Below are 14,328 nucleotides of genomic sequence, written 5' to 3'. Positions count from 1 at the left end.
ATAACCGCCGCGCTTCCTGGCGCGCGCATTTGATATGTCGTTGCGTCTGCGTCTCCTCAGCCTATGGTCTGCGCGCTTGATAGGCATGGTTAGGCGATGGGATGTTTCAGGCATTCGGCAGGCGCGGCAAGCAGCCGATTGAACCTGACGAAATCTCCATGGTTCATGGCCTCATCAAAGATTACTGCGGCAAAAGAGCATTGGAGACCGAGTGCCGGGAACTCTGGGAGCAGCGAATGGGAGACCGATCAGCACAGACTGCGCCCGCTGCTCAGCGAGAACGACAAGAATTGCTCCGAGCGTTGCTGGGGATGGCCTACAAGGTCAAAGGGCGAAATCTCTTCGGAGGGAAAGTCCGTTACAACCTACCGGTTGGTGAACTACGTCTTTCGGATGAATTGCCCTACAGCTTAGAGCTGTTACTTTGTGTCAGCCGGGGCAGTAGAGTAAGATGATCGAGACCCCTGCATGCCAAAGGCTCGTCGTACCGGAATGCGACGAGCCTTTTCTTTTATCCATCCTCAGGCCGAGCCCGCCGTCTTTCAGTGTCCATAGCGCAATGATCCACGACGATAGGACGCCAGGGATGTGAAGAGAGCTCGAACCTGTCACCCGAACAGACCGGTGCAATCTCGTTTGCGTTCAAGAACGTCACCGCCGGCCGCGAGAGCGGAGGTCAAAGGGGGAGACGCGGTCGTAACTGCCGGCCGAACCGCCGTCACACTATGCCTTGAGGGCTCGCGAGGTTTGCCGTCAGGATACGATGATCGATCGCACGCTTGCCCTGCACAAAGTGTTCGCCATATAGCAGTCCAATGAGCGATAATAAGATCTTCGTTGGCATCCGGCCAACACGCAGTGGACGGCGCAGCGCAACACAGGAGCCGACTGGCCCGAAGTGTCAGTGGGAAGGATGCGAAAGCGCCGGCACTCACCGCGCACCGGTTGGGGGCGCCGCCGACGGGCTCTACCTGATGTTTTGCGCTGGACACTCGAGACAGTACAACAAGGGCTACGACTACTCGCCAAGCAAATCAGACCCCGTCGTCGCGAGATATCAGCTCGACGCCGCCGCTGGCAGAATTCCGGCGCGTGGCGTCAGAACACATCACCAGGCTTTGGAGACGCCACTGCCCTCGTCGATACCCTCGGGTTCGGCAAAGTCACTGAAAGCGCGCGGAAAAGCCGTCCAGCCGACCGGCACTATTTCGTTGCGAAAGCTGAGGCCACTTGAAGCCCAGGCCTTTGACACGCTCGCGCTCCCGCGTGATGCCACCGCAGACGATATAAAACGTCGATATAAAGAGCGGCTTAAACTCGACCATCCGGACGCCAATAGCGGGGATCGGCAGTCGGAGGATCGCCTTAGGGGCACGATCAATGCCTATAGAATCCTCAAAGGCAGCGGCTTCTGTTAGGATGGCTCGCGGAGCTGGCGCATCGTCATTGCGTTTTCGATTGCAGCGCCCGAAGCTGTATTGTCGAAAACGCACCAGCTGTCCGACGCCAGTAGATCGCAGAATGAACGGATTTCCTCCTTGCTGTAGCTTGAATAGTAAATTTTTGGCGTGCCATGCAGACGAATGTATTTTGGTCGCCCGTCAAAATTGTTTGCTGGCCAGACCGGCGCAGGATCTGCAAGAACACGGTCCATCGCATATGCCTTTAATAGATCCAATGCCTCGCTGCACGAAAAGCTCGCGTGTCGTGCCTCAACAACAACCGGTCCATCATCGGCGTCGCGCATTATCTTGAAGGCCGGTGCGAGCACCTCAGCATTAAAGGCAAGCGACGGCGGCAGCTGGCAAAGAAGAGGTCCGCGCTTTTTGTCCAATGGCGCGATATCGCCAAGGAACGTCTGGAACGGCGCAGCGATGTCTCTCATCGCTCGCTCGTGAGTGACCTCCTTCGGAAGCTTTACCGAGAACAGGAATGCATCCGGTACTGCGTCGACCCATCGCGCGAAGGTGGACGGCCTGTGTCGGCGGTAGAAGGTCGAATTGACCTCTACGCCGTCGAAGATGGAAGCATATCGTGTCAGGGCGCTTCCTTCTTCAGCGAACCGATCGGCGTTTTTCTTTGGAATGGACCAGCCCGCCGTAGCGATGGTCGGCAAATCGATGTCCTCGCAGCTGACAATCATCAAGGCGAAACGGAGCAGACCTGAACCTGGTTCCACGCCAACGAACATAGATTGGAACCACTGCGCTTCCGGAACGTTTGGGGAACGACTTCAGTTTTCAGGAGATCGGCATGCATGAAAATTCAAAACCGGATAGTTCGTCGAACACACAGAAGGACCCGGACGACTGGGTGAGTGGCGACGAGCCAATGACCGGGGCGCAAAGCTCCTACCTCAAGACCTTGTCGGAGCAGGCCCACCGTTCTGACGCCTTCTCGGAAGACCTGACAAAAGCAGAGGCCTCCAAGCGGATCGAGGACCTACGCCGCTCACTCGACCTGGAATGACGAAGGGGCGCGCCGGCGCACAAGGTGCTTTCGACGCGGCTCACTTGCGTCGGGTGCAAACGGCATTGGCAACGGTCGACTATCGTGCTCTGGAGGTCTCGCCGCCGTAGCCGTCATGACATCGAAGTTCAACGCGATCGCCATCGACCGGGTCTCATTAGGGGGCATGCGCGCCGCTCTGCTCGATCGAATTGTCCAAGGCATGGGGCGGGTGGCGACCTCTGCCGCCACCCAACCTGGCAGATCAAACTGGCGGGGCAGCGCCTCCATGCAGCGCACCAAGCAGCCAAAGTACCAACAGGATGACAACGACAAGGCCAAGCACGCCCCCCAAGCCGCGCCCGCCATATCTGCCATGGGCGTAGTAGCCGCCGCCGCCGCCGAGGAGGAGTATAAGAACAATGATGATTATGAGTGTTGTCATATGAGCATCCTTCGCCATTGATAGTTTTGCCATTACGGCACTGCAATCAGTTAGTTAGGGCCTAGAGTCCTTATGTCTAGGTTGCCTCCAACTTGATGCGCGAGCGAATCGGGCTCGCCTTACAAAGCCGTTGTGATAGGAGTGGCAGCTGATCCTCAAGCCTCTTGATCGCGGTGGCACCGACGTTATTTTGTCTTCACAATGGATCATTTACGCTACCAAATCTCGAAGAACCCGTTAGATCGGAATTATTCCGTCATCGACATATTTACGGGATGGCCGGCAGAGTTTCATGGCGTCACGCTCGACTGCTTGGACGGACCAGAAGCCGATCGGATGGTCGACGTCCTCAACTTGCAGGACTTTGACCGCCGGGGGCAGTTGCGGCCATTGCGGTAGTGCCTAGCCCACCTGCCGCTTTCAGACTGCGTCGCAACACCCCGGCAGCGAGTGACGGCATACCGGGGCGCTGCTTGACGGGCTAGACCGACAGAGTGCTCACCACCTTCATTCGTGTCATTCTTCGCTTACGGCGCTTGCAGGAACATTCGCGCCGATCGGTCGGATTGCCTCTTCGCACCCCACGCGTCCTCTACCGAGACCAACCATCAGAAACGGTCCGTCATGTCACGACGCCCGCCTTCCATCCCGTCGCAGGTCGACGTTGATGTGGGCGCGCGTTTGCAATGCCGGAGAATTCTCAAAATATCTCAGCCGCTCTGCCTGAAGCTGGCCATTGTTTTTCAGGACGTGCAACAATACGAACTAGGTCGGACCGGATTGGGTTGGCCGATTGCAGCAGTTGCGGGCATACCCGGGACCACTCCGGTAGTGCCTTTCGGTGAATAAATATCCACACTGACGATCACGACGCTGCACTTCTTGCAGTCAAAGACCCGCCGCCTCCCCAAGAGGCAGGCCCGCTGAATAAGCATTCGTCATGATCACAAAGCCTGTTCGAATTGATCAAGGCGCTCGCCGGCGAGGCTTGAGCAGCAGAACCGACATTGTGGGGTGCCTCCTTAAGTACGGCGGGCTTTTCGTAATTGCAATTTTCGTTTAAACGTCTGACCGAATTTAAGTGTCTTACCAGCTTGGAGCGCGGATCGTCCCTGTAACATGGTGGAAGAAAGCACAGAATCTCCGTTGAGCGAAACCTGTCTCCAGATACTGCGCGAGCTGGAGGAGGATCTGCCGATCTCATCAGAGGATGAATGGTTCGAAATTCGCGCCCTGCTTCACGACTTGTACAGCCATGGCGTCCGAGGCCATGCGCGTCTCAAGCGTCTGCTGTTTTCGTCCGTCATCAACCGCCGCCTTGCCCCGCAGCCCCGAAATCCGGTTCGCGCATCTTATCACTCCTGGGGCAACGGCAAGCTCAATCGCCTGATCGAGCGCAACAGTCGGTGAATTGCCCCATCGTCGGGATTGGCGCCTCGGCTCAAGCAATCATCGACCACGATACGCCTCCGCCGGATGCAACTGCATCGGCCGATCGTCAACAAAATTGTGGTACACACCATGCGGGACGATGTCGCTTCGTGCGCACGGTTTGCCGCTGTCCGTCACGAAAGCACGCGCCTGTTGGGCGAGCGGCGCCCGCCTCGATGGATAAGCTCCGCGCAATTGTCGAGGCTTCTTTGCGGTGTTCTATATCCCCGCAAGAGCTCGCGCCCAGGCCTCAGCGACGTCAACCCCGGCCGACAAGACTGCAGAACTTGGAAATCTTAGAAAGACGTCGGACCTAAGTCCGATTGTTGCGTGTCGCTACGGCGTTAGCTCTGCGCTATGAAAAAACGAACGGCGCTGCTCAGCTTGGCAATTTTTGTCCTGCTCGGAGTGGTCTTCTTCAGCATGTCTGAGCTCCTTGATATCGTCAGCTTGGGGCCAAGCGCCAATAGTGTGGTCAGTGGGACGCGTTGAAGACACCGCTGGAGCAGCTGACACATAAAGCGCACAACCAAGCGTGAGGAAGGTCGTGATCGATGAGCCTAGTCGCCGCGAGTTTCTAAAGATATTGAGGGGTCGACGGTCCCGCGACAGCCGAACTGCACGCCACATGCCACCCCGGCCTGTCAAGGCACGGTCAGCGCTCCGACGACGAGGCACGAATGGGTTCTGGGCTCGTTAATTTTGTGATAGCCTCAACTCTCGCGTCGACGATTTTCAGCGAGCGGAACACGTTTCGGAGCACCGTCTCGATCTCATGCAAAAGATTGGCGACCTGGCGCGGTTGTTCCATGGTCTTCTTCATCGACCCTTCCACCAAGGCCACTCCAATGCCGATCAACTCTTTCAAGTCGTTGCCGCGAAATGTCGAGCGCTTCAGCGCATGTTGATCCGCCTCTAAGACAAGCTCTGCTGCTTCATGAACTGCCTTCCAGGCACGTGCGACCGCTGCCTTGACCTTCGCGCTGCCAGCATTGTCGTGCACCGCTGTATATGCCGCAGCCGTTGGCTCCAGTGCTGCATTTGCTGCGGCCAGAATTTCGTCATAGCTGACTGACACATCAATCCCCTGGGCACTAAGGCAGACGACCTTTAGTTGCATGGCGGCAGAAGAAAGTCGAGATATAAGTAGCGAGGTGACGAGGGTTTCACGCGGCAAAGACCGCCGCTTGCCCCTGGCCGCAATGACCGAGCAAGTTGCGACGCAAAAGGACGATTGAAGGCCTAATATCATCGAGGCTGCCGGGCAGTGCCCGGCCTCCTGCGAATGCCGGACGTTGAGATCGGCTGATGCACGTCTGCTGGCCGCGCTCTACCGCTTTCGGATGAGTTGACTAACACCTTGCTCCTCCTACTTCCGAAGGATCGCGCGCACGCCTGAGCGTGCGCAGCGAGGGAGACGTCATGATTTTTGCAAAAGCGACCGAAATCTATCGTCGAGGCGGACGAGAAGACCTCATCAATGCCATCGAGGCGTTCTCCATTGCGACGAAAGCACAAATTCTTGCCGACATCGGATTTGCAGCACCAGCGACAGTCGAACCTGATGGCCCACAGGAAGAAGCAGCCGATCCGTCTTGCGACGAGATCCACTGCTTCTAGACCAGATGCTCAAAGACCCAAACGGCTTACGTTTGCGTGACGCGTTGGCGAGAAGCCTTCTTCTCTCCGCAAGTGTTATGCGCAAGGATGCCGCAGAGTGACGCATCATGCCCCGAATAAGATGTCTGGCGGCGCCACGCCGCCCGACGGCGGCTTATTTGACTGCAGTCAGAGTGGCATGCATGCCCGCTTCGTAATGCCCCTTGATGTTGCAGAGCAAGAGATAAGAACCTGGAGCGAGCTTGGCCTTCAGTGTGCCGTCGGCCCCAGGCTTGAGGTCGGACACTTCGCCTAGGCTCTTGAGCTGCTTCTCATCCACGCGATGCTTGCCCTTGACGACGGAGACCTGCTGGTCGGCACTCTTGAGCTTGACCAGAACCATTTCATGTTCCTCGGTCATCGCATCATTGTGGACCTTGAACAGCACGTCGCCTGCCTTCACGGTCGGCTGGTCGACGGTCAGGGTCATTGGTCCGCCGCCCTCTCCGCCTTCCGTCACCGTCACCGTTGTTGCGGCAAGCGCTGGCGTCGCGAGGCACAGCGTTAAAAGCGTAGCAAAAATGCTCTTGTTTTGCAGCATGCGTTCAGGTCTCCTGGATTGAACAAAACCAGAGGCACATAGGGGCGAAATCTGACAGTTACCTGAAATCAAGAAATAACAGAAATATTCGCGTCATCGTTCAGGCGCGAGGCAACGACAGTATTCCTGCGGGCACAGAGCGTCTGGCTGATCAACGCATGGCGACCGGAAGTCTGATCGTCACCACCAGGCCATGACTTTGTCGCACCGCCAGTTCGACCGAACCACCGTACATTTCAGCCAGCTCGGCCGCGATAGTAAGCCCGAACCCATCGCCTGGCTTCGTCTCATCCAGCCGGCGTCCCGGGAAAAGGACGTCACCGATAAAGGCTTCCTCGATGCCCGGGCCGTCATCCGCGATGACGACGGCGACATTGTCCTGCTCGATTGTGCTTGAGATTTGAACCTCCGAAGCGGCCCATTTGAAGGCGTTATCGATGATGCCTGCCAGTATCTCGTCTGCATCCTCCGGAGAACAGTTCAGAAAGGTCCCACTCGAAACGCTATTCCTGATGACGATCTTGCGGTCCGCGTAGATCCTCGACATCATCTCCAGAATATCGTCGATCCTTGGAGCCAGCTCGATCGAAAAGTAATGACCTGCATCGGCAAAGCTGGACCGTGTCCTACCGAGGTGATGTCGGATGTTCCGGTCAATGCGCGCCACGAGCGCCCTCGACGCTCCGCTTGGATCGTTATCATCATTGAGAGCAAGACCAAGGCTTGCCACTGGTGTTTTTAGCCCATGGGCCAGGTTGGCAAACTGAAGCCTGGTCTGGGCCAGACGAAGTCTGTTGGCTTCGACCAGATGGTTGATTTCCTCCACTATTGGAAAAAGCTCGGCAGCTTGTGCTGGCGGCAGGGCGGATCGCTGCGCCGTCGCGATCTCAGCGATTTGACCGGAAAGCCTGCGAAGCGGAGAAAGTCCAAAGCGCACCTGAAGAACACTTCCGATGATCAAGCAGGCACCCAGTATCAGCATCGCGGGAACCAGAAAGACCAATGCCCTCTTCGAGGGGACGCTCAACGCAGATGAGGGGGCAGAGGCGACAATCTCCAAACCGGTTCCGCCGACAAAAGTCCTCGCGACCCGGAAGTGCAGATCCCCACCGCGGCCGTCACCTCCGTCGGCTGCTTGTGAGGTGCCTGTCAGCAACCGACGCCAGTCAAACGGCGACGGTGGGCTCTCGATCGTTTCGCTGCCAAGAGAACGCGACGACAGCCTTTGGCCCTTTGCCTCGACCTGCCAATACCAACCGGAACCTTGCCGGTCGAAAGGAGGGCCATCCACAGATCCTCGCAAGCCGACACCGCCATCAGCGCCGATGACGATTGCATTGCGGATGGTCTCGATCTGAAGGTCCAGGCGTTGATCAACCTGCTCTCTGACAACGCCGGCAATGACGAACCAAAGTACAAGCGACGTGACAATCACCGCCAGCGAGGCGTAGGCGACCGAGAACCATATAAGCCGGCCCGCCAGTGTCGACTGGTTTCGCATAGCGTCCCGAATCAAATCCCTTTCGTCAGCCTGTAGCCGCGCCCCCGCTCCGTCTCGATCCGGTCCGCCCCGATCTTGCGCCGCAGCCGTGCAACAATGACTTCGATCGAATTGGAATCGACATCGGCGTCGCCTTCATAGACCCTCTCGAGCAGCTCGCGCTTGTCGATGATGGTTTCCTTGCGCAGCATAAGACAGGAAAGCACGCGCCATTCAAAGGCTGTCAGCTTGAGAGGAAGTCCCGACTGCTCGAACGTCCCGAGCTGTGCATCGTAGGATATGTCGCCACATTGCACGATCGAAGCTGCGTGTCCTGCCGCGCGCCGGACCAGAGCCCGCAAGCGAAGAACAAGCTCTTCGAAGCGGAAGGGTTTCGTCAAGAAGTCGTCGGCCCCTGCCTTGAATGCCGCAACCTTGTCTGGCCATCCTTCACGCGCCGTCAGGACCATGACCGGAAAGTTACGCCCCTGGCTTCGCCACAATTTAAGAACCGTGACCCCGTCACTCTTTGGCAGACCGAGGTCGAGCACCACAACGTCATAGATTTCCGTCAAACCGGCATGCTCACCGTCCTCACCGTTTCGGGCGATATCAACCACAAAATTCTCCGCACGCAAACTGGCTGCGATGCGGCCCGAAAGATCGACGTCGTCTTCCACCAAAAGAATGCGCATGTTCAATCCACATCATCCTATGCTCCATCCGAAATAGGGCGTTTTCGCTTAACTCAAACTGAACATGGGCGTTCAGGCTCTGTCGGGCGGTCAGGACTATAGTCGGCACGTCAAAACAACCTGGAGACCGAACATGTCGAATGACCCAGCGACCCACGAAGCGGCGCATCTGGAACGACCACAACGCGGACGGAGAGGAGCAGCACACGTAGCCGCGTTTGGCATCGCAGCCTTTGCCGTGCTCGCCATAGGAGCGGTTGGCGGAGCGGCAGCAATGAAATTCACACGCCCAAGCGTCGACCTCGCACCTTTGACACCGACATCGATCTCCAGCCTGAAAGATGATTGGAGCACCGTCACGGTCAAAGGGACGGTAGCAGAAATATACGGCAACAAGTTCATCGTTCAGGACGAGACAGGTCGCGCGCTGATCGAGACGGGGCCTGCCGGTGAGAGCGGAAGCATTGTCGCCATCAACGAGCCTGTCAGCGTCCAGGGCCGCTTCGAACATGGCTTCCTGCACGCTAGCTACGTCGTCCATCAGAATGGAAGAACTGACGCACTTCGTCCCCCGCCTGGTCCCCCGCCTCATGGCCGGCCAATCGGCGAAGCGCTACGTGAGTTGCGCCGTTGAAGGGCGGACTATGACCCGGCGCGCGCCGATGAAACCTATATCGTCGGCGTGCGTTTATCGGCGTCTTTCACGGAGTGGCGGGCATGATCAAATCCTTGGCTCTTGCCGCACCGGACAAGCTCGGCTGCGCGCTGACTACATTAAGCACGCTTGTCCAGATGACCTGTCCCTTGATGGCGGACGAACAGCCTGCGATCCCGGCCACGGCGCGATGGCAGCCTTGCTTGGAGGCCTGCCCCTTGCTATCGGGCACGGAGTGGGATCGGAACTGCGCCAGCCGCTCGGCTACGCGATCGTTGGCGGCCTGCTGGTCAGCCAGTTGCTGACACTGTACACGACGCCCGTGATCTACCTCTTGCTCGACCATTTACGCCGGTCGAACTGGGCCGAGGTCAAGGAAAAACCGGCGCAGATCGCGCACTGAGATACACTCCGGAATGCATATGAACCAGTCAGCTCTTACCCTTACAATCGCTGCAGGAACTGCGGCTGGCGTCGTCATTCGCCCTTTCCGGCTACCGGAAGCCGTCTGGGCCGTCCTGGGCGCAGGATTGATCCTTGTCCTTGATATTCTCAATCCGGCGGAAATCTGGGCGGGCGTGGCAAAGGGAACCGATGTTTACCTGTTCCTGATCGGTATGATGCTGCTGTCCGAACTTGCTCGCAGAGAAGGACTTTTCGACTGGGTCGCGGCAATTGCCACATCCCGTGCCAAGGGATCGCCGAAAAGGCTGTTTGCGCTTATCTACGCCGTCGGAGTGGTCGTAACAGCTCTTTTGTCTAACGATGCGACCGCCGTTGTCTTGACACCCGCCGTTTACGCCGCTTGCCGGGCCGCCAAGGCCAACAACCCGTTGCCTTATCTGTTTATCTGCGCCTTCATTGCAAATGCCGCGAGTTTTATCCTGCCAATTTCCAACCCCGCAAACCTCGTTATCTTCGCTGGCGGCGAAATGCCCTCACTGGGCCGCTGGCTGGCGACGTTTTTCGCTCCGTCGATTGCGGCAATCCTGATAACGTTCCTCTCGCTCTACGTCACGCAGCGCAGGGCATTGTTGTCGGAGACCTTGGCCGCCGATATTCCGACACCTGCATTATCATTTCCGGCAAGGCTTGCGGGCATCGGCCTCGTTGCAACCGCCTTTGTTCTCGTCGGAGCATCGGCTGCACATCTGGACTTGGGGTTGCCCACCTTTATCGCCGCCACGGTCACCACGCTCATCGTTCTTACTGTTGCCCGGCAAAATCCATTTGGCATCGTCCGCGCGATCGACTGGAGTGTTATTCTCCTGGTGGCTGGACTTTTTGTCGTGGTAGAGGCTATCAATCAGACCGGGATGACTGCTTCCCTTGCAACCGAGTTGACGGCGATCAGTGCCGATTCTGAGTGGCAGGCAGTAGCGATCACCGGCATCGGCTTGGCCTTCCTGTCAAACCTCGCAAACAATTTGCCGGTCGGATTGTTCGCTGGCGGCGTTGTCAATGCAGCCCATCTTTCCGATCGGCTGGCGGGGGCAGTTCTCGTTGGCGTTGACCTCGGCCCCAATCTCTCGGTCACCGGATCACTGGCAACCATACTGTGGTTGTCTGCTCTCCGGCGCGAAGGCATCACCGTAAGCGCGTATACCTTTCTAAAGGTGGGGGCGGTCGTGATGATCCCGGCGCTGATTGCTTCGCTGGCTGCGCTTTAGAAAGCTGGCGATGCCGTTGATCTGAAGGCAACCCTTATTGGGCCGTAAAGAACGTCAAAAGAACCTTGCCTTTTTCACCAAGCAGGCACACAAACCGGTCCGGCGCGCCCGTCTTATCTTTTCGGGCGATATACGCCTCACCGAGGACCACTGTCTTGACTGGAACGTCCTCGACACGGGTGTCAGCTTTACTGACGGCGATGCTTTCCATGTCGAGAACAAGATCGGTGATATCGGGAGCGCGCTCGCGCAACGCCAGCAGACCAGTTGACCTGCACGCATCGACAGCAGGATCTGTCACGGACTGGGCTGAGGCGCCTGACGCAATCAGGCAGATCGTGAACGTGGCAAACAGTCTTTCAAGCATCTTATCTCCTTGCGTAAAATCTGCCAGCGCACGAGATTTTCAGTCCGGCAGCGCATAAATGCGTCGACGCGATCAATCGTTCCCGCGCCGTGGAACTCTTTCCGACGGAACACCGTTTATGGGCGCCAGGTGCTGACCTGAGCGCAGTTTTCATAGGAGTGTTCATGAAGCTTATCCCTATCGCCGCCGCCCTCTCGATCCTCTCCGCAGGCGCCGCCTTCGCGCAGCAGACCGTTGCCCCGGGCGCGGATGCGATGATGGCTGGCCCTGGCATCGCCATGGGCAAGGCGGCGACCATGCCGCTGAAATATGTCGAGATCAAAGATGCCGACATTGTAACGTCCAAACTGATCGGCGTGGAGATCTACAACAAGGCGAATGAGGACGTCGGCGAAATTTCCGATATCGTCATTGGTGACGGCAAATCGGTAATTGGCGTGGTGGCGAGCGTCGGTGGTTTTCTCGGCATTGGTGAAAGCTACATCGTCATCGATCCGGCGTCGTTGGCCCTGGCAGACGATAACGGCACCTGGAAGGCTTACGTGGATACCAACAAGGACGATCTGTCCAAGGCTCCGAAGTTCGACTATTCGAAGCTGAAGAAGTGATTTTCTAGGAAGTGGGGCACGCTACGCGAAAATCAGGCGTGCCCCGAATATCGCCACGATATCTCAACCCCGTGACGCTATTAGACTTGCGGAAATTGGTAAAGGAATAATGAAAAGGGCTCGCAATAGGTTCGAAGGCGCGCCCTAATTAGCATTTACGCCGCGGGTTCCCCACCAAACACGGCCGCATTGGGATATCGCAACACAGGATTGCCAGACCGCTTATAGCCGCTTGCGGCCGGTGGATCGGGCCAGGCTCAACGACCCTGTGGCGTGTGCGTGACCGGCCGAGCCTAATACAACCACATCTTCATGCAGGCATTTCGCACTTTTGATATGCTGCGGGACGTCGCAGCGACGACAAACGGTGCATTTCGCTAGGGAGCTGGTTCACACCGCACCCGAGCCTGAGCATCGACCAAACGGGAGGGATCGAAATTGGATAAAACGCCGGCCAAAGAAGCGCATGAGGCTGAGACCCGTTTGACCCCCGAGCAGATGGAAGACGCGCGCAAAGCGTATCTGATTCGGCGTTTCTGGATCAGTGGCCGCGAGTACTGGGGTCGCAACGGAGACCGGCTGGCCTGGGCCTCATCGATTGGTCTCCTCCTCCTCATAGCCATCAACGTTGCCTTCCAGTATGGGATCAATGTCTGGAACCGTGGCCTCTTCGACGCCATTGAGCAGCGCAATGCGTCGACAGTCTACTTTCTTGGGGCGGTGTTTCCGCCGCTCGTTCTGGGGTGCGTCGCAGTCGTCACCATTCAGGTTTACGTGCGCATGCTCATACAGCGACGCTGGCGATCCTGGCTTACGAAAGCGCTGATTGCTCGCTGGTTGGCAAACGGGCGTTATTACCAGCTCAATCTTATCGGCGGCGATCACCAGAACCCGGAAGCGCGGCTTTCGGAAGATATGCGCATCGCTACCGAATCCCCCGTCGACTTTGTCGCCGGCGTGATCGCTGCGTTCGTCTCGGCGTCCACCTTTATCGTCGTGCTATGGACGATAGGCGGCGCCTTGCGCCTGCCTATTGCGGGGATGACCATCACGATTCCGGGCTTTCTCGTCGTGACAGCGGTTATCTACGCGCTCGTAACTTCCGGTTCGATCACATTTATTGGAAGGCGGTTCGTTCGTGTCTCCGAAGCAAAAAATCAGGTCGAAGCGGAATTTAGGTATACCCTGACCCGTGTACGCGAGAATGGTGAGAGTATAGCCCTTTTGGGTGGCGAGGAAGAAGAGCGCAACGATCTCGACACAACATTCGCCAGTGTGCGCCAACAGTGGCGGCTGCTCGCCCATCAGCATATGCGCACAACGCTTGTTTCGCACGGCTCCATGCTGATCGCGCCGGTGGTCCCGGTGCTGCTGTGTGCACCCAAATTTCTCGATGGCAGCATGACGCTTGGGCAGGTCATGCAGGCAGCATCGGCCTTCACCATCGTCCAAAGTGCGTTTGGGTGGCTGGTCGACAACTACCCGCGGCTTGCCGACTGGAACGCCAGTGCCCGGCGCGTGGCGTCGTTGATGATGTCGCTGGACGGGTTGGAAAACGCTGAAAAGAGCCAGTCCCTGGATCGGATCAAGCGCGGCGAGACAGAAGGCGAGACCATGCTCAGTTTGAACGACGTCTCGGTCGCACTCGGAGACGGGACCGCTGTCGTCAAAGAGACGCAGGTCGAAGTCGGACCGGGTGAACGCGTGCTGGTCGCCGGAGAATCGGGATCAGGAAAAAGCACCCTCGTGCGAGCGATCGCAGGCCTGTGGCCGTGGGGCGGAGGCAGCGTCAATTTCCATCCCGGCAAGCAGCTATTCATGTTGCCGCAGCGGCCTTACATCCCCTCGGGCACGCTCCGACGTGCCGTATCCTACCCGCAGCCCGCGGACAGCCATACGGAAGACGAATTGCAAACCGCTCTAGAGAAAGTCGGACTGGGTCATTTGATCGAGAAAATCGAAGAAGATGCTCCGTGGGACCACACCTTGTCCGGCGGCGAAAAGCAGCGGCTAGCCTTCGCGCGCCTGTTGCTCAACGACCCCGACATTATCGTGCTTGATGAGGCAACCTCGGCGCTTGACGAAAAGACACAGGACAAGATCATGGAAATGCTGATCGACGAGCTGCCGGACGCGACAATCGTAAGCGTTGCCCACCGCGCCGAACTGGAAGCCTTCCATAGCCGCAAGATCACACTTGAGAAGCGCGAGGGCGGAGCGAGGCTCGTCAGCGACGTCGATCTAGCACCCTACCGAAAACAACGCAACGTCCTGACCAAGCTCACCAAATATTCTCGCAAACTGAAGAAGGTCCCTTAGGCAGCAAGGC

Annotated in this window: 17 protein-coding genes; 10 read left to right on the top strand and 7 right to left on the bottom strand. The window is 57.7% G+C overall.

Annotated features, from left to right (window positions below; translation table 11 throughout):
- Positions 1 to 101: 101 nt before the first annotated feature.
- Together ACEN84_RS00410 and ACEN84_RS00405 are read left to right on the top strand one after the other, a co-directional pair.
- Positions 102 to 455, top strand: coding sequence for a hypothetical protein (locus ACEN84_RS00410; RefSeq protein WP_413708838.1), 354 nt, complete (start codon positions 102 to 104; stop codon positions 453 to 455).
- Between the two features lie 360 nt (positions 456 to 815).
- On the top strand, positions 816 to 1,418 hold the full coding sequence (locus ACEN84_RS00405) for a J domain-containing protein (RefSeq protein WP_413708837.1): 603 nt from the start codon (positions 816 to 818) through the stop codon (positions 1,416 to 1,418).
- Here the strand turns inward: ACEN84_RS00405 and ACEN84_RS00400 are convergent.
- Complete coding sequence (locus ACEN84_RS00400) at positions 1,415 to 2,116, bottom strand: DUF72 domain-containing protein (protein WP_413708836.1); 702 nt, start codon at positions 2,114 to 2,116, stop codon at positions 1,415 to 1,417. The two genes, ACEN84_RS00405 and ACEN84_RS00400, sit on opposite strands and share 4 nt — an antisense overlap.
- Positions 2,117 to 2,253: 137 nt before the next feature.
- On the opposite strand from ACEN84_RS00400, the gene ACEN84_RS00395 reads away from it, so the two are divergent.
- Positions 2,254 to 2,469, top strand: coding sequence for a DUF3072 domain-containing protein (locus tag ACEN84_RS00395; RefSeq protein ID WP_413708835.1), 216 nt, complete (start codon positions 2,254 to 2,256; stop codon positions 2,467 to 2,469).
- A 244-nt stretch (positions 2,470 to 2,713) separates the two neighbouring features.
- Here the strand turns inward: ACEN84_RS00395 and ACEN84_RS00390 are convergent, their stop codons facing one another.
- Positions 2,714 to 2,893: a DUF3309 family protein gene (locus ACEN84_RS00390; protein ID WP_112719047.1), complete on the bottom strand. Its 180-nt coding sequence runs from the start codon at positions 2,891 to 2,893 to the stop codon at positions 2,714 to 2,716.
- A gap of 1,119 nt (positions 2,894 to 4,012) precedes the next feature.
- Between ACEN84_RS00390 and ACEN84_RS00385 the strand changes: the two genes are divergently transcribed.
- Entirely contained in the window at positions 4,013 to 4,303 is a 291-nt protein-coding gene (locus tag ACEN84_RS00385; protein WP_130279572.1) for a hypothetical protein, read from the top strand.
- A gap of 676 nt (positions 4,304 to 4,979) precedes the next feature.
- Here ACEN84_RS00385 and ACEN84_RS00380 read toward each other — a convergent pair.
- Positions 4,980 to 5,402 (bottom strand): hypothetical protein, encoded by a 423-nt coding sequence (locus ACEN84_RS00380; RefSeq protein ID WP_413708834.1) that lies wholly within the window; start codon positions 5,400 to 5,402, stop codon positions 4,980 to 4,982.
- 344 nt (positions 5,403 to 5,746) lie between these two features.
- Between ACEN84_RS00380 and ACEN84_RS00375 the strand changes: the two genes are divergently transcribed.
- Positions 5,747 to 5,944, top strand: a complete 198-nt coding sequence (locus tag ACEN84_RS00375) for a hypothetical protein (protein WP_148194597.1) — start codon at positions 5,747 to 5,749, stop codon at positions 5,942 to 5,944.
- 154 nt (positions 5,945 to 6,098) lie between these two features.
- Here ACEN84_RS00375 and ACEN84_RS00370 read toward each other — a convergent pair whose 3' ends face one another.
- The 3 genes from ACEN84_RS00370 to ACEN84_RS00360 form a co-directional block, all read right to left on the bottom strand.
- Complete coding sequence (locus tag ACEN84_RS00370) at positions 6,099 to 6,524, bottom strand: sulfocyanin-like copper-binding protein (protein WP_112718991.1); 426 nt, start codon at positions 6,522 to 6,524, stop codon at positions 6,099 to 6,101.
- Positions 6,525 to 6,675: 151 nt separating this feature from the next.
- Positions 6,676 to 8,025, bottom strand: coding sequence for a sensor histidine kinase (locus tag ACEN84_RS00365; protein ID WP_413708833.1), 1,350 nt, complete (start codon positions 8,023 to 8,025; stop codon positions 6,676 to 6,678).
- 11 nt (positions 8,026 to 8,036) lie between these two features.
- Positions 8,037 to 8,699, bottom strand: coding sequence for a response regulator transcription factor (locus tag ACEN84_RS00360; RefSeq protein ID WP_413709008.1), 663 nt, complete (start codon positions 8,697 to 8,699; stop codon positions 8,037 to 8,039).
- Positions 8,700 to 8,832: 133 nt separating this feature from the next.
- On the opposite strand from ACEN84_RS00360, the gene ACEN84_RS00355 reads away from it, so the two are divergent.
- The 3 genes from ACEN84_RS00355 to ACEN84_RS00345 all read left to right on the top strand — a co-directional run bounded on the left by ACEN84_RS00355 (position 8,833) and on the right by ACEN84_RS00345 (position 11,024).
- The gene (locus tag ACEN84_RS00355; protein ID WP_112718993.1) at positions 8,833 to 9,333 is read left to right on the top strand and encodes a hypothetical protein; all 501 of its coding nucleotides are present in this window, start codon (positions 8,833 to 8,835) and stop codon (positions 9,331 to 9,333) included.
- 256 nt (positions 9,334 to 9,589) lie between these two features.
- Positions 9,590 to 9,757 carry an efflux RND transporter permease subunit gene (locus tag ACEN84_RS00350; protein ID WP_413709007.1) on the top strand — a complete coding sequence of 56 codons (168 nt, stop codon included), beginning with the start codon at positions 9,590 to 9,592 and terminating at the stop codon, positions 9,755 to 9,757.
- Positions 9,758 to 9,776: 19 nt separating this feature from the next.
- Positions 9,777 to 11,024 carry an arsenic transporter gene (locus ACEN84_RS00345; protein WP_413708832.1) on the top strand — a complete coding sequence of 416 codons (1,248 nt, stop codon included), beginning with the start codon at positions 9,777 to 9,779 and terminating at the stop codon, positions 11,022 to 11,024.
- 34 nt (positions 11,025 to 11,058) lie between these two features.
- On the opposite strand, the gene ACEN84_RS00340 is transcribed toward ACEN84_RS00345, so the two are convergent.
- Positions 11,059 to 11,391: a hypothetical protein gene (locus ACEN84_RS00340; RefSeq protein WP_199629737.1), complete on the bottom strand. Its 333-nt coding sequence runs from the start codon at positions 11,389 to 11,391 to the stop codon at positions 11,059 to 11,061.
- 164 nt (positions 11,392 to 11,555) lie between these two features.
- Here ACEN84_RS00340 and ACEN84_RS00335 point away from each other — a divergent pair, with 164 nt between their 5' ends.
- The gene (locus tag ACEN84_RS00335; RefSeq protein ID WP_413708831.1) at positions 11,556 to 11,999 is read left to right on the top strand and encodes a PRC-barrel domain-containing protein; all 444 of its coding nucleotides are present in this window, start codon (positions 11,556 to 11,558) and stop codon (positions 11,997 to 11,999) included.
- A 498-nt stretch (positions 12,000 to 12,497) separates the two neighbouring features.
- Entirely contained in the window at positions 12,498 to 14,318 is a 1,821-nt protein-coding gene (locus ACEN84_RS00330) for an ABC transporter ATP-binding protein/permease (protein ID WP_413709006.1), read from the top strand.
- The last annotated feature ends 10 nt before the right edge of the window (positions 14,319 to 14,328 follow it).

This window comes from Rhizobium sp. Rhizsp82 (assembly GCF_047325115.1).
Lineage (GTDB): Bacteria > Pseudomonadota > Alphaproteobacteria > Rhizobiales > Rhizobiaceae > Rhizobium.
Note: the sequence above shows the minus strand (reverse complement) of the source record. Positions and strands in the feature narration are given on the sequence as shown.

Bases quoted from the DNA above. Each gene is read 5' to 3' on its own strand.
- ACEN84_RS00410 (WP_413708838.1), top strand. From the start codon at position 102: ATGTTTCAGGCATTCGGCAGGCGCGGCAAGCAGCCGATTGAACCTGAC.
- ACEN84_RS00405 (WP_413708837.1), top strand. From the start codon at position 816: ATGAGCGATAATAAGATCTTCGTTGGCATCCGGCCAACACGCAGTGGA.
- ACEN84_RS00395 (WP_413708835.1), top strand. From the start codon at position 2,254: ATGCATGAAAATTCAAAACCGGATAGTTCGTCGAACACACAGAAGGAC.
- ACEN84_RS00390 (WP_112719047.1), bottom strand. From the start codon at position 2,893: ATGACAACACTCATAATCATCATTGTTCTTATACTCCTCCTCGGCGGC.
- ACEN84_RS00385 (WP_130279572.1), top strand. From the start codon at position 4,013: ATGGTGGAAGAAAGCACAGAATCTCCGTTGAGCGAAACCTGTCTCCAG.
- ACEN84_RS00375 (WP_148194597.1), top strand. From the start codon at position 5,747: ATGATTTTTGCAAAAGCGACCGAAATCTATCGTCGAGGCGGACGAGAA.
- ACEN84_RS00370 (WP_112718991.1), bottom strand. From the start codon at position 6,524: ATGCTGCAAAACAAGAGCATTTTTGCTACGCTTTTAACGCTGTGCCTC.
- ACEN84_RS00365 (WP_413708833.1), bottom strand. From the start codon at position 8,025: ATGCGAAACCAGTCGACACTGGCGGGCCGGCTTATATGGTTCTCGGTC.
- ACEN84_RS00360 (WP_413709008.1), bottom strand. From the start codon at position 8,699: ATGCGCATTCTTTTGGTGGAAGACGACGTCGATCTTTCGGGCCGCATC.
- ACEN84_RS00355 (WP_112718993.1), top strand. From the start codon at position 8,833: ATGTCGAATGACCCAGCGACCCACGAAGCGGCGCATCTGGAACGACCA.
- ACEN84_RS00345 (WP_413708832.1), top strand. From the start codon at position 9,777: ATGAACCAGTCAGCTCTTACCCTTACAATCGCTGCAGGAACTGCGGCT.
- ACEN84_RS00340 (WP_199629737.1), bottom strand. From the start codon at position 11,391: ATGCTTGAAAGACTGTTTGCCACGTTCACGATCTGCCTGATTGCGTCA.
- ACEN84_RS00335 (WP_413708831.1), top strand. From the start codon at position 11,556: ATGAAGCTTATCCCTATCGCCGCCGCCCTCTCGATCCTCTCCGCAGGC.
- ACEN84_RS00330 (WP_413709006.1), top strand. From the start codon at position 12,498: ATGGAAGACGCGCGCAAAGCGTATCTGATTCGGCGTTTCTGGATCAGT.